Genomic DNA, 15,448 nt, shown 5'->3' with positions numbered 1-15,448 from the left:
TATTACCCTCCAATACTAAGACTCTTTATAACGGCTTTCGATATCGCTTCGCTTAACAAGGGAGGTACAGCATTACCTATTTGTTTAAATGAGTCCCCCATGCCCCCCTGAAAAAGAAAGTCATCAGGAAATGACTGCAGTCTTGCAGCTTCCCTGATTGAGATGCCTCTTGGCTCATATGGATGTATATGGCTATACGTATCTGTACCCAAGTGGGCGACCAATGTGTGGGATGGTTTGTAGGGAGACAGCCTTTTCCATTTAGTAAAGAATTTATCTTTATTATAGGGAGGTACTATCTTTTGATAAAGTTCATGGTACGCTTTTGGATGACCTGACTTCGTGAGTTTCAACCTCTTAGCTTCTTTTCTAAAAATCTCTTGAGAGATTTCATGAGCGTGTCGATAATCATCTCCCCAATTCATTTCCTCGAAGATCTTGAAGTCTCTTCCTGTATTCCTGTATGAATTACCGGATACAAAGGAAGCATTCCAAGTATTTCTTCTCATCTTTTTCTGGTACGCATTCCGCGCCTCAGTAAGATAGGGAAGACGGATATTGGGTTTAAAATACTGATATGTTGAACCAGAATCAATCAAAAGTTCCGGCAGGTCGGATAAGGCTTCATGTGTTGTCACCCATTCTGGTAGGTCTTTCACAGGTGTTCTCGGTTCACGGAAGTAGCAGTCTTCCTTAAAACGTTTGAACCTTCTTTCATTTGGTGTGTTAAATGTATGATCAGGCCTTTGATGTGTAGGCTCAGGAAGAACAATCTTTCCTCCCAATTCATTCTTCATCGCAAAAACAAAAAGCCTTTCCCTGATCTGAGGCACACCGTAATCAGCAGCGTTTAATATCGTCCACAAAACCTGATAGCCCTGTTTCTCCAGTTCCCTGCAGACTTCTTGAGCAATATTCACCCCCAGAAAGTTCACGGCCTCTGGGACATTCTCCATAACAATAAAGTCAGATGACGCTTCTAAAGCCACACGCAGGAATTCTTCATAGAGGAACGCCCTGTCATCATTTATGCCGAAGCGATCCTCCCCAAGGGACCTGATCTTTGCCTTACCGATATTCGAGTAGGCCTGACATGGGGGGCCTCCGATTGTAACGACTTTCCCCCCTGTAAGTTCAGGCTTGTAAAAGTAATCAAGCACACTTAGATTTGCTGCATGAGTATTATTATTTTCTTTAACATGCAGGTTATAAGAAGCTGTTTTGGATGCGGCTTCATCTAGCTCTACACTTTCGTAAATGCTGAAACCACTTTGATTAAAGCCTAGAGCGAGACCTCCGCATCCAGAGAACAAATCAAGAACATGGTAGTTCCCGAGAGAACTTTCACCTTTATTGTCGTTGTAATTCTTTAGTAAAGTTTTCAAAAAGATCCCTCACATAAGCTTCAATTCCACCGTCTATCAGTTCCGGCTCCAGCGTACTGGTTTTAGCAGTGTTCAGTTTCATAACCTTCCTGAACAAATTTCTCGATCTAAGGTCACTATCCGAGGGAATCTGACCATAATACTTCATAATTTCACGTGATAAACTTACTCGGTAACCGTTCGCTCCTGCACGCTCTACTAATTGAACAAGGTCATCAGTTGTGTTGCTTCTAAGAATACTCTCTGTTTCACGAACACTACCCTGCCATGATAGGAAGATGTACCACCAGAGAGTTTTCACCCATATTCTTCTGGGCTGCTTATAAAATCTGTTGTCATTACTTCCCCATCTTGTATGAACAATATCTGGAATGATATTGAGGGAAATATACCGCCACACGCCATCTGAAGAAGCACTCTGAACGCTCATTTGAAAGTCATCAGATATTAACAGATTATATAATCTTAGTGCAAATTGAAGATCATACAAATAGGTTTTTTTATTGAGACTTTCCTCATTCAACGAGAATTCCTCAAGGATTTCATTGTGCATAGCTATCAAGTGATCCCGGAGGGGAGCGTCAAATTGGTTTTTACGCAGTTTAGGCTCAAATCCGTTATTTACCATTTCTTCAAATCTCTTATCCGCTTCTTTTCTGGACATTTCCTTCCACATGATCAACCCTCAAACCTTTCCGTAACAGACTTCAATATTCCCTTAGAAAGCAGCTCAGGTGAAGATACACTACCTTCCACATTCTCCGTAAAATAAGAAATGGCACTGGCAATTGATCCTTCATCAAAGTCCTCAATTTTTAACTGCTCTGAATTGTACTCGTGGAGTACTTTGAGCGAAATAGTAAACAGTGCAGAAGAAATAACTTGTTTCATCATTGGAGAAACCTCAGGCATCTTATTCAGCTTAAGATCTTTTGCATCCGGGTGTTTCCTATTAATGTTGAGCGAAACGTAGTCTTCGTGGAAAGGATCAATTGCCGCGTCTTCCCAATTACACTCCACCCACCATAGAGGCTTACCAGGATCATCATGGTATAGGATGGGGAAGCTTCCACCTTCTCCTTCAATTACACATCGTACACTGTCCAGTGAGCCGAAAATGGTTCCCCTTGAACCAGGTAGTTCTTTCACAATTGGAGATACGGCGAATAAAAGAACTTCTATGGTCAGGTTTTTTCTAAAGAAACTTGGAGGAATCTCAATTTCTACAAGTTGGTCTACTATGGGGCCGCTGTCAGATGTGAATTTCCTTACGGGCTTGGTGTATTGCTGTTGGGACTCCTTGGAATAATACTTCACGGCAAGTCCAACCTCTCCATCTTCAGATACCAGACCGTTCATTCCGAATAGACGCTGATGGTTTTGGATGGTTATATATTTTGAGTATTTCAGACAATCTTTAGAGAAATCAAAGCTGTAGGAATCTTCCTGAAGAAGCACTTCCTTGATGTGCCCTTCACCCAGGTTAGACGTATCGAAGAACCTTTCCATCCCGTCTCTAGTGAAAGAAAGGCTGAGAGGTGTTTCCTGATACCCAATATCCAACAGCATGTCCTCATCGAGTGTTTTGAAAAACGAAATTGTATTATTCATTTACCTTACTCTCCGCTTCAGTTAAGTCATTCATGAGAATTTTCATTTGTATAAGTGGGTCGCTGCTCTTTACAACGACGCTGCCTGTCACGTCTTTTGTCTGCTCAGGAACGTAGAGCTTCGCCGCGTATAACCGCTCAGAATAATCGGTTGTAATGTGTTCAGTGCCGACTTCATTATCTACGGATATCTCATTGATAAGAAACGGGAAAGTTGTCCCAATTCCATCATCTGATTCCCACTTATCAGCCTTTATAGTTTCACGCTCCGCAAGAGCAGCAATTTCAATTTGAGCCGTGCAGGCTTTATCTCCAGCATCAATAGAGAATTGAATCTCTGTTTCATAGATATTAATTGGGTTCACACGGTCAATCTTATAGGAGAAGTTTTTTGTTTTAGTGCTGGTACTTCCTTTACCACCATTACCACCTTTACCCGGTTTCCTGTTACTGGTCTTTCCATAGCCGCGCGGAGGAAGAAGAGCTTTTCCTACAACACTGCTTAACTGGTTGGCTTTTACGTTCTTCTCATTTTTTTCTTCTCTGTCAATCTTTTGATTGACCCTTCTAGGCATGGTGGTTTGAATCCTTTTAATTAAATTCAGGTACTTCCCATTTTCATTATAATCTGACCAAGATCTGTGGTCCGCTTTTTCACTCTTCCGTAAATAACCTTCCAATGTAGGTGCCTTATCTTTAAAATCAGGATGGGTTACAGGGTTTTCTGAATTTGGAACAAAAATTCCAATTAAAAATTCATCTTCGCTTTGAGTCTGTATTTTTTCAACCCATCCTCCAGTCGTGTTGTAACTGACAATCATCCCCGGTTTTCTGGTATATGAAATGATAGGTGTATTATCCATATCTGATTGATTAGGAATATCGAAATAATCGTATGGTGATGCTAGATTATCAGGAACCGTCATCTTCAAGGTATCACGCTTCACAAGAGCGAAGGAAATCTTACCAGCTTCACCGTTATCCAGTGTATTTCTCGTAATGATAGGTTCCACGTATGATTCTGAATCACTCACTATATCCTTCTTGTTGTAGTTCTTGAGCGTTCTGTTGTAAAGGGATTGAAGAACCTGAAAACTTGGCTCCATCCGGTTATAATCAATCTGCTTGCTATTTATAGAACAACGGAGCCATCCTCCATATGGATAATATTCATTGGCCAGACGGGGTGCATACCAACGTTGAACCGAAACATTCAAATATCTTTCAACAGATGAATGCCAAGGTAGAGGTTTATTGTTCTCACCAATGTTCTCAGTAAGCAGATTTTCTTCTTTTATGAAGGGAATGATAACAGTTGTACCTGTTTCTTCACCTTCAAACTTCTCAATGTTAAAGGATTCGAGGATGCGGTTGATTTCAACCTCATCAGTTAAAGGTACAGTCTTATCCCCTCTGGGAACACCCCACCATGCAATGCCTCGCTTTAGTTTACTTTCTGACTCATATGGGATAAAGGTAGACTTCTTGTCTTTCTCCTCATCCTCAATTAAACATGCTGCAAGTCTTGATTCGAAACTTCCATTCTCTTTTTTAATGCGGGAATAATAGATAACCAGTCCCACACCAGCCCTGAAATACACGGTCTTCCCAAGGCCCCAGGAGCCACCTGCCCCTTCTTTCTGTTGAGGTCTTCCAATTTCATACACTAGATTTAGCATATTCCCCTGTTCATCTCTTGATTCCATCTCTTCATAGCTCAACGGACCTGTTAATCCGACCGTATTAGAGTCTTTAATGACGAGAGATTTCTGTTCAGGGGATGGAAATTCATGTGCAAATGTATCAGCCAGGCCCTCGAAATGCTCCAACGCAGTGTTCTTGTTAAAGCTTTTTATAGAAAGGTCCACATTAACATTAGGGCATTCCGACCGCTTTGCGTCCAGACTATTCTGGAGGGACTCCCTGACTAATAAGTCTAATATAGGAAGTTCATCGTTTTGGATAAGGCGCAGAAGCGAACTGCCTGTCTGCGCCATTCTATCTACTTTTGCTATGTCTACCGATAAAGCTGTCACGTTCATCATTCCTCCGGCTCATAGAATTGATCTGTGTTTAATTTGATCTGCAGTGCTTTCGCTTTTGAACCAGTTTTTCTGTCTCCAGGTACAAATAAGCAGATCCCAACCGGATCTGTATCCAGGTTAAGTGGTGCTCTTTGCTTGGCTTTCTCAGAAGGAGTGGAATCTTTGTTTATCCGGTAAATCAGAAGTTGCGGTGTGGATCCAAGATTATACTTCTCTCTGAGATTTGTGATGTGTTTAATACCTATATCTTTCATACCTTTGTCGTCTTCAAATTGTTCGAAGAACTGTTGTGGGACATCCGCAATGAGGTCGCTTGGCGCTCTGAGTACACCAATATTTACATAGTCCAGTTTCTCACGAATGCTGTCATCGCCTTGTTTCTTTTTCGCCGTACGATTTACTTTACCTACATGGAAGTCATGAATATCCCAATTAGAGTCTTTCTGCTCATCCACGTTGCCCGCACCTGATACAACAACATTCCATCGAGTAAAGTTCAGTTCACTCTCTGCTTGTTCGTACCATTCGCAGAATTGATCGATCTGATTGAAGATAGTCGAACGTTCGTGGAAAGTCATTTTCTTAAGAATAGATTCCTTAATCGACTTGAAGTCGACTCCTTCAAACACGATTGATGTTCCAAACACAGATTTATATGGCTTGGAGCGCTTTTCTAGGAAAGACTGGACAACCTCCAGATTATGGTTCAGGATCTCAGCGTCCTTATGATAATGAATCAACTGATTAGACGTTCCAGAGAAATCAAGATCAACAGCCTGTGCACTCTGCATTCTGTTAGGAGACGTGATTCTCATCCAGCTTACTTTTGGAGAATTCTTGACTCTTGGACCGTATTCTGATGGATTTTTCCTGGAAGCACTGAAGTCTTCCAATTCTCTCCTCAGTTCCCATTCTAAGTTGGACAAGAAATTGAATTTTTCCTGCGTTTCATCTGTCATCCAGATTCGAGGAAACACCTCATATTTCTTTCTGTACCCAAACCATCTTCCCATCTGCATTAATGTATCCGAAGCATTAGGACCTCTAAGGAAGTAAGTGCTGACAAGGCCTTCAATCGTTAAACCTCTGGAAAGCGTACTCCCTCCTATAATGATAAAGGCTGGAGCTTTTTCCGGATAGTTCGGGTCCTTAGAATCTGGATAGGACAGCCTCATATGGAAATCGTCAACAATTCCGTTTTTGGAACAGTTGTCGATGCAGAGATGCATACCCGTGTGGTATTTCAGTCTGCCTTCATCTCCCATCATAATATAGGATACTTCATGTTCAATAAGAGACTTCACTTCACTGCTGATCTCATCAAATGGAGGGTAATCATTTAATTCCTCCACTTTCTTCGGATACTTTGAAACACTTCTTTTCAAATCCTCTGGAGTGAATGCATTCACTTCTTCCTCATACACTTCTCTACAGAACGCTGCCAGTTCATCTGTAGAGTGTTTATGGAACCACTGCTCTATCTGTTCGGCCATTTGATCATGATGAGCCTGACGCTGACTGGTGTGAATCAGCATACTGATGGGTTTTCTATATGAAATTGATGAATGCCGCATACCAGCGACAGCACAAACAAACCATGCTAGCGATCTCTTAAGAGAACCAGGAAGCTGGTTGCCCATTCCTTCCTGCATATTCTTGACCTGCTCTATCTCATCATCTTCTATTGTCCTTACAATGTTCATACCGTCGTACCCTTCTTCCTCCAACCCGAATATTTCCTTAGGACCAAAGTATTCGCGTGCAGTAGGAAGAGCTCCGATAAAATGCTTCGGATACAATGATTTCGGTGTAGATTCGTTAAGAAAATTTGAGTAAGGGGTTGCGGTATAACTGATGAAGTTTGTCGATTTTGGCTGGACTTTACGGTTTTTCCCCTCAACCAATTCGACAACCAACTTGTTGATCGCTGCCCTCTCATCGTCTTCATTGTTTACGTTCTTTGTGTTAATACTTGCTTGGTCTGCCTCATCATCGATGATGATCATATTCATGTCTTTTATTTTGGCCTCATCATCTTTTAACCAACGGTTGAGTCCTTCCAGTCTTCCTTTGTTCTTCAGTGCAACCGTTAAATATCTTTGCGAGCTCTCTTTAAGGTGCAGGTGCTGAAGTTTATCGTCATTCTCTGACTGTACAGAGGGATTCTTAATAATCTTCCAATGAAGATTTCCCCCGTTGTTCAGATCACTCCACAATCTTGTTTCTGTCTGAGCACGGAGGTTCTCAATCATTCCTGACAGCACGACGAAATAATTCCATCCCCAGTCAGCAGCCATAGCCATTAGAGCCGCCATACTTGCTGTCTTACCGGACTGAACATGACCAACCATCAACCCTTTTTTAGGTTCCATACCAGAAGTATCTTTGTTAAGGTTTCTAAGTATCTGCAGCGTAGACTGTTCTAAATTATAGATGGATTCTTCAGTAAAGCCGCTGTTGATTAGACGTTTTTTATACAACTGCCATGAAGAGTCCGGGTGCGAAGGAACGGATACATTGTTCTCTTCTGAGTCAGAAAGCATAACCGTATCTTCATCAGGAACTTTAATACTCTCAGCTTCCCTCTCATTTTCCTTTTGTTCTTCAACTATTTTCAGAAAGGTATCTTTTGTGACTTCATCTGGAAAATCACCGGAAATCTTTTTGATATCTATAAAGGAGTCAAGATTATAAGCTCCTTTATCTTCAAATAAAATCGATTCCCAGGTCGCGTTATCACGTCTGCGGTTCACAATATAGGACCTTACTACATCGTGGGCAGTTGAATAAATATCCCTCATTCTTTTTTCCCCTTTTCTGCTAATCTCTTACATTAATTTTATAGGTAAAAGTACATGAAAACAACCAATGGATTAAATTGAAAGTATCAGTTTATTATTTGAATATAATTCATAACTAAGCATATATATTAAACTCTTAAAAAAAGCTTGAAAGGAATCGCTCCCTCACAAGCTTTTAGACGCTGAACAACATTTTTTTTGAAAATGGACAAATTATTGTTGTAATGAACAGTCAGTGACATTGTCCGTTCATTTGTGACGCCAATTCATATGTCACCCCCCAAAATCATTCCTTCATGTGGGACAGGTAGAGCAGAAAAGTTATTTAGAATGTTGCAGATTTTTCAGTTGGACCTTTGGATCGGGCTCTATTTGATCATATGCAACACCTGCAAATGTTTTTAAAATTGCCGCAAATATAATCCTAGCTCCTTCTACAGGAACAGCCATACCAATTTGTTTCCTCACAGATTCTCTTCTGCCACAGAACTCAAAATCATCTTGAAACGTTTGCAGGCGCGCTCTCTCCCGGTTTGTTAGTGCTCGATTCTCCTGCCAATGATACATATGTGTCCCGCCGCCCCCACTTCCAGTAACGGTATAAGCTGGTCGGTTTCGATCAAGCCTCTTATATATTGAACTTAACCGTGCTCCTTTTACTTTTAATCTAAGATGTTCAGGTAAATTAGGGCTCCAGGCATTTCCACCTTCTTCTATATGATCAAGCATTTGAATTACCTTTTCAGAGTGCCTTGGGAGTTCGTGATTTAAGACATCGTCTTCATATGGAACAGTCAGGGCCTCACCTGCCGTAACATAGTTGTGTTTCGTTGTAGGAGCAGGCACTTTAAATTGGTACCCCTTTTCATAGTAGTCATTTCGAATTCCCACTATTATGATTCTATGGCGTGCTTGAGGAACTCCATATTCTTCAAATTTATATAAGTGTGGCGTTAAATAATATCCGCATTCTTCCAAATCGGTTAAGATCTGAACAAATGCTTTACCTTCATTGGCACTTTTGAGGCCACCTACGTTTTCGGCTACAAAGAATATAGGTTTGTATGCTTTTATAGCTTTTATTCCATAAGTATATAATGGACCATAATCCCCTTCCAGCCCCTTCTTCTTCCCTACTTGGCTATAATCATTACAGGGAAATCCGAATGTAAGACAATCAATAGGCGGCAATTCATCCTTATTCCCTAACGGAAGTTCCTGAACCGGTCCAGGATGTACAGTGGAATCAAAATCCCTTCCACAAATATTTCTTGCAAAAGTCTGACAAGTATCTAAATCAAGGTCATTTGACCAACGGTGTTCAATGTGAAACAACTCTCCTGTTTCAGGTTGTGTAACTTTAGCCTCTTGAGCCCCCTTCGCGATACCACCTGGACCACTAAATAATTCTCCTTTATAAAATCTCATTTTAAGACATTCCTTCTTTCATTGTTCTTGTAGAGTATGTACCAGTCTCCCCCCCTATTATTTTACATGTTATGGATTCTAAATGCAGCACTATTTGGATTTAAAATGCCATGAAAAATCTAACATAGGTGCATTTTTTCAAAGTTACATAGTTTTACTCATCTTATATCAGTTTCTACATTGGTTTACTTATTTTCAGCTACAGACTCATGTGGAACGCAGACTTATGTTGACTAGAATATTCAAACAAAATAAGACCGTTATGCAATTGCATAACGGCCGCTGAATCAGGTCAGAATTCACTTTATGACGAATGTTCTTTATTTATATAGAGAAACTGTTTTCCATACTCATTTGTTCAGTGAATTCATCTGCATTAAACCTGCTGAATACGAGATCAAGAATCGCCTGCGCTAGTTTGTATGAAAACTTGGGTGGGACGGCATTCCCTATCATCTTATATTGATCTGAGGAAGTACCTGTAAATTCGTAGTCATCAGGAAATGTTTGAAGTCTCGCTGCCTCACGCACTGTAATGGATCTTGCCTGAGCAGGATCAGGATGGATATGCCGCAATCCATCTTTATAAAGGTGGGCAGGAATCGTATTGCCGGCTTCGTTCCACCTTAGGACATAGTATTTGTGGACATTTGACGTTTTACCGGTTTTCTCCGTATAGAGATTCTTTAAAGCTTCAGAAGAGGTAAATCGATTTGTCCCCTCCTGCAAATCCTCAGCGAGCTCCTTAAATATACTAATGTCTCTTTGGTTGTGAAACCTTGGAGTATGATTAAGAACGTTGTACTCCTTTGGATTATGCGACATTTTTCTTCCACCTTGCTTTTCCTCTTCAGACAATGGAACTAAAGGTGGCAGGTCTGCTATTGCATCTTCCACTGTAGAGAGTTCCTCTTTATACTTCGGCAGAATTTCATTATAAAAAGTGCTGAGAACCTTCTGAGTGTCACTATAGGTATTTTTGTTAACAGCTACCAATATGACCCTTTTTCTCTTCTGGGGCACACCATATTCACTCATATCAATAAGAGCATTGGACTTAATGTCACCTATCAACTCATATCCGATATCTTCAAACCCCTGAGTAATGAGCTGGCTGATGGGTGTTCCTCCCGGCTTAGCACTCAACATACCTTGCACATTTTCAAAAATCAGTACCTTAGGCTTGTACCTTTCCACTACTTTAAGGTAACTTTCGAAAAGATAGTTTCTATAGTCATTCTTCATCCCGTCTTTATCTCTTACACGACCTGCCAGAGAGTAGGCCTGACATGGTGGACCACCGATAATCACATCGACTCCACCAGATTCTGCGACCAGTGAATCCAATCCTTCTCCATCCCCAAAGTCAGGATCGTTATTCCAACCACGGAACAGCTCATCGGTTCTCTGGATGTCAAAGTGAATGGTTCTTCTTTGAGCGTCAGTAATACCCCACTTATTTTTCAATCTATAATTTAAGTTCTCAAGCGGAGTCTTTTCCCACTCCACTGCTGCTATTGTGTTAAATGCATTAGTCTGCTTAAACCCTTCTGTAAGCCCTCCACATCCAGCAAATAAATCGATCACGTTCAAGTTTTGTTCTCCCGCAGGAATACCAACAGGAGATTCCACGTAATGTAACAATGCCTTCGCGATATGAAACCCTAAAATAGGAGGAACAGCATTGCCGACCTGCCTATTCTGTTGGGTTTTATTTCCGATAAAACGGAAATGATCAGGGAAAGATTGTAAACGGGCATTTTCCCTCACTGTAGGTACTCGGTCATGCTTATAGTGAAAATGATTTCTGTGTCCGGTATCAATTGTTTTGGAAGGTTTATTACTGTTATACCGAGTCCATGCTTCATTAAACCTTCTGCTTTCACCTACACCGGGCGGTAAATCTTTATGGTTTCCCCCATCTGGAACTTGTTTGATTACACTCTTTACTTCCTCCGTGTGCTTGGTACCTACATGATTGTGTAAGATATTAGAATGAGTACGCATTTTAACTTGGTAGGGAGTTTTTGGTTTGGATATATACTCAGCTACATCTTTACCTAAGTCATCTTCCAAAGATGGAAGGTCGCTTATAGCCTCTTTCGTTGAAATAAAATTCCCTTCGGAATAAATTGGTTCCGGAAACTTAAAGTTCTCTTTTAAGGTCCCTACGAAAATTACCCTTTTTCTCATTTGAGGAACTCCGTACTCAGCTGCAGTCATTATTTTATCTTCAACGTTATAACCTAGTCTTTCAAAGTCATTAATAATTTTTTCTCTGGCCTTACCTTTAAATAAAGTAACAAGTCCAGGAACATTCTCAAGTACAAAAGCTTCAGGCTTAAATGCCTCAACGGCTCTCACCATACCTAAATACAATTTGTTTCTTTCATCATCCACCTTCCGTGAGCCTGTAAGTGAAAATCCCTGACAGGGAGGACCGCCCACTATAACATCTACTTTTCTATTATTTATACTACTTCTAATCTGCTCTATTGAATCCTCGCTTGACAAATCTGCATTCAATGACTTCCCGTCTGGATGATTATACTCAAAGGTTTCAAGAGCTGCATCGTCATTATCAACACCAAGGAGAACCTCATAACCAGCTTGAATGAAACCGTACGATAAACCGCCGCAACCTGAAAACAAATCAATTACTGTCGGTTTATATTTATTTGTTTTTAGCATTTCCATACTCCTTAACGAGAATATACGTTCGCTATTTTAATCTTATTATAGCTTATAATCAAAACAAAGAAAAGATAACACATCTCCAGAATAAGTTCAATATACAAATCACAGTTGGGAAACTTCGTATTAGGTAACATCCTAAATCATTACATAATGATGTTCTTAATGTTAAAGTGTGGTGGATTACACTTTTTTAGGAGGGGAATGAACATGCTTTTTACAGAAGACTTAGAACAAGAAGTATTAAACAAACACATGGATATTGATTCCGATGAATTAATTATTCTATCCAGTTACATAAGCCCTAAACCTGTTCAGGATCTGAAGGACTTGAACATTCACACTAAAGTTATCTACGGGATGTACAGCACTAAATCCATACATAAAATCCTACACGATACTCTGGTAAAATTACATGAGCCACAACATGAAATCCTCTACTCACACGTACCCGTGCATTCGAACTGCTATATATGGAGAAAAAACGGAGAAATTATGTACGCGCTGATAGGTTCTGCCAACTTCAGTACCAGCGGACTCTCTGTTAATTTTCGCGAGACACTCGCGGAGACAAAAGAGCAAGCTTTTAAAGACCTAAACAAATACCTCAGCCAAATAGAACCTCAATCTTATCTCTGTGATGAGATTACCGAGCCTCCACCAACAGCAAAACTGAAGAATAGTCCTTTAAACTCTGGTTCGACTACTTCATGTGATATGAAGCTTTATAATCCAAAAAAGAATGAAGTTCCCCAGAAAAGTGGTTTGAACTGGGGGTTCAGTAAAGGAAACACTGTTAAAGGCGATGCTTATATCGCTGTTAGAATAGAAGATTTAAAAAAGCACCCTTATCTATTCCCTCCTAAAAGAATGCTGGCAGCCGCTACTGATGATGGCAGGACTGGTAGAAAAAATGAAGCTGTAGATATCATATGGGATGACGGTACCTTAATGAAGGGAGTGTTAGAGGGCACTCAGGCCTTTAATCAATTTCATTATCCAAAACAGTTATGTTCCTCGACAAACAAAAACATACTGGGGTCTTACATTAGAAGTAGGTTAGGTTTAAATGATGATGATCTGGTTACAAAACAGCACTTGGATCAATATGGTAGAAACAGTATTGCTTTAACACTGCTTCAAGAAGGAACGTATCATGCAGATTTCTCGGTGTAAATCTTCAAATGATGTCAGAGGCGGGCTCAGGAACAAACCTAATGATTCAAACAGAATCTAGATGTTTGGAAAAAGCTGAAAACTGTAAAAAAGACCATCCAGGTCCTCCTTTGATGGTCGTTTTTCTTCAACTCAGCCTTCAAAGTTTAATATTTTAATAAGCATTCAATTTTCGGCGTCCTGAATCATCGAGAACAGGGTGATTATAGCTCCCTTCTTCTCTTCACCCTCTGATTTGTAATACAACCCATCAACCTCTGAACTCTCAAAAATCGATCCACTTCATAAATCTCAAGAACCAACGTAGATTTGCCACAGTTTAGATAAACCCACTCCTTCTTAATCGATCTCACCTCCATCGGGTAGATCAGGAGACTCTTCCACCTCTACCAAAAGGGAACCTGGTGAACTTCAAGAACGTGCGCAATTCGATAAAGTAAGTAAAGACTGAAACTTCTGACCTCTTTCTATAAAGCTCATATGTGTACGGTCGATGTCTGCTTGGAAGGCTAGTTATTCCTGAGTTAGATTTTTCTCTTTATGCATGTGGCGTATTCGGTTACCAACAGCTTCTTAAATTAATTGATCATATGATTTTTTCATACTAAAATCTTCTAATTGAAGCTATGACCCGCCCACGTACTGAGAGTCACATTCGGCTTTGTTTGTGAATTTTGTAAATACACTCTACAGGGTGAGCACAAAACATAGCGGCTGAGAAGCGTATCAACAGATCAATCTACCTGTACTGTTTTTTAAAGTTCGCCCATTATTGGGATAAAAAGAAATCCCTCGATACTATAATCGAAGGGAGTGACCCATTAGGTGTCATAAAAAAAGATACTTTTTTATTTTTTTGGAATTATTTCGTTATGAGGAGCCTTTTGTAGAAAAATGCGACTCAATTCTATTTCTTCATACGAATAGATATTCTCGTAGAAAATGACTATGAATCTGCATTTGTATAAGAAAATGGGGAACCGGAATCTAATAACTTCACGGTCTTTCATTTTCCACCTTGGTTTTCCATAGGACCCCTCACTCCCTGACACTTCATTCACTAGTCAGAGGACTCTTTCTCCAGACGATTCAATAATTCTTTAGCTCTCTGTATGGCCTTACGATTTCTGGAATTCATCTACTCCCCTTGTAATCTTTACAACTCATCAACGCTCCCACTTTCAATCTCATGATTCAGTGTTTGCTTTTCCTCCACGTTGTCAGGAGAGTATTGCTCATACATGGCTCGCGTTTCTCTTCTGACCCATTCAACAAGAGATTCAGGAGACACCACCTTCGCCTTACTCCCCCACTGCATAATCCAAACCACAAGCCCAGTACTCATCTTCGCATTCGTTGAAAGCTCAAAATGATCTTCATCAATCTGTTTGATCGAGGCATCAATTCCGAATCGGTCTATGACGACGTTGAGCAGGGATTTGTGGAACTGGACTTTGATGCGTGTGTCTTCGCCTGAGAACATGTGGAAGCTCTGGTCGACGTAGTTCTGCAGGTCGAACTGGTCTTTCTTGAACGTCTCTTCTGTGACGGAGATGTTGCGCATGCGGTCGAGGCGGTAGTGGCGCATTTCGCCTGTGCCGCGGAAGTAGCCGATCAGGTAGTAGTAGTCCTGCTGCCAGATCAGGGCGTACGGTTCGACTTCATAGGTTTCGCCGTTGCGGTGGAGTTCGAACTCCTTGTTCACGTTGTAGCTTCCGTATTGGTAGTGCAGCACTTTCCGTTCCGATATTGCGGTATGTACGTGATCAATGTTGATTTTGACCTGCTCGTAAGGGTCGCTTGACGTCTGGTGGAACAGGACCGGATCAGGAAGTGTTTTGGCGATGTGCTTGCTCGTCAGCTGGCGCAGGCGCTTGATAAGTTCCTTCTTGTCCTTTTCCGGTATGAATCGTGCCGATAAGACGGCGTCGTTCAGGAACCGAAGTTGGTATGTCTCGAAGACGCGGTCTTGGTAGCTGTAGAGCGTTTTGTTGAATTCGCCGGGGTTTTCGATGACTTCAAATCCGACGTCACCCAGGGTGTTCATGTCGCGTTTCAATGTACGGCTGTCGAATTTCGCTTCGGGGCCGAAGATGAAGCGCAGTTTCTCGGCGATTTCTTTCATGCTGAGCTGGTTCCATTCGTCCGTCTCCTGGGAGAGGAGTTCCTGTAGTTTCAGGATGCGTGTACTGTTGTTGAGTTCCATTTCTAAATCCTCCTGTGGTCGTTTTAACTTTACCTTCACTATAAAATAAGCGGGATACAAAAATTTGCACATCTGCAATCAACAATGAATGCAAACTATTTCT

At 40.9% G+C, this 15,448-nt stretch carries 9 protein-coding genes; 1 reads left to right on the top strand and 8 read right to left on the bottom strand.

Going from position 1 to position 15,448, the window contains the following annotated elements; translation table 11 throughout:
* Nucleotides 1-2 precede the first annotated feature (2 nt).
* The 7 genes from E4663_RS00445 to E4663_RS20105 all read right to left on the bottom strand — a co-directional run bounded on the left by E4663_RS00445 (nucleotide 3) and on the right by E4663_RS20105 (nucleotide 11,960).
* Nucleotides 3-1,385, bottom strand: a complete 1,383-nt coding sequence (locus E4663_RS00445; protein ID WP_135326239.1) for a DNA cytosine methyltransferase — start codon at nucleotides 1,383-1,385, stop codon at nucleotides 3-5.
* Nucleotides 1,351-2,061 (bottom strand): DUF6339 family protein, encoded by a 711-nt coding sequence (locus E4663_RS00440; protein WP_135326238.1) that lies wholly within the window; start codon nucleotides 2,059-2,061, stop codon nucleotides 1,351-1,353. Before E4663_RS00440 ends, E4663_RS00445 begins: the two co-directional genes overlap by 35 nt.
* A 2-nt stretch (nucleotides 2,062-2,063) precedes the next feature.
* Nucleotides 2,064-2,996: a hypothetical protein gene (locus E4663_RS00435; protein WP_135326237.1), complete on the bottom strand. Its 933-nt coding sequence runs from the start codon at nucleotides 2,994-2,996 to the stop codon at nucleotides 2,064-2,066.
* Entirely contained in the window at nucleotides 2,989-5,040 is a 2,052-nt protein-coding gene (locus E4663_RS00430) for a hypothetical protein (protein ID WP_135326236.1), read from the bottom strand. The genes E4663_RS00435 and E4663_RS00430 overlap by 8 nt, the downstream gene beginning before the upstream one ends.
* A complete protein-coding gene (locus E4663_RS00425) occupies nucleotides 5,037-7,841 on the bottom strand; it encodes a Z1 domain-containing protein (RefSeq protein WP_135326235.1) in 2,805 nt (934 codons plus the stop codon). The genes E4663_RS00430 and E4663_RS00425 overlap by 4 nt, the downstream gene beginning before the upstream one ends.
* Nucleotides 7,842-8,162: 321 nt before the next feature.
* Nucleotides 8,163-9,269, bottom strand: coding sequence for a DNA cytosine methyltransferase (locus tag E4663_RS00420; protein WP_135326234.1), 1,107 nt, complete (start codon nucleotides 9,267-9,269; stop codon nucleotides 8,163-8,165).
* Between the two features lie 324 nt (nucleotides 9,270-9,593).
* Nucleotides 9,594-11,960 carry a DNA cytosine methyltransferase gene (locus E4663_RS20105; protein ID WP_241657080.1) on the bottom strand — a complete coding sequence of 789 codons (2,367 nt, stop codon included), beginning with the start codon at nucleotides 11,958-11,960 and terminating at the stop codon, nucleotides 9,594-9,596.
* Nucleotides 11,961-12,173: 213 nt separating this feature from the next.
* Here E4663_RS20105 and E4663_RS00405 point away from each other — a divergent pair, with 213 nt between their 5' ends.
* Complete coding sequence (locus E4663_RS00405; protein ID WP_135326233.1) at nucleotides 12,174-13,139, top strand: restriction endonuclease PLD domain-containing protein; 966 nt, start codon at nucleotides 12,174-12,176, stop codon at nucleotides 13,137-13,139.
* Nucleotides 13,140-14,295: 1,156 nt separating this feature from the next.
* Here the strand turns inward: E4663_RS00405 and E4663_RS00400 are convergent.
* On the bottom strand, nucleotides 14,296-15,384 hold the full coding sequence (locus E4663_RS00400) for a helix-turn-helix transcriptional regulator (RefSeq protein WP_241657079.1): 1,089 nt from the start codon (nucleotides 15,382-15,384) through the stop codon (nucleotides 14,296-14,298).
* Nucleotides 15,385-15,448: the final 64 nt, after the last annotated feature.

This window comes from Halobacillus salinus (assembly GCF_004684905.1).
In the GTDB taxonomy this organism is placed as follows: Bacteria; Bacillota; Bacilli; order Bacillales; family Halobacillaceae; genus Halobacillus; species Halobacillus salinus.
Note: the sequence above shows the minus strand (reverse complement) of the source record. Positions and strands in the feature narration are given on the sequence as shown.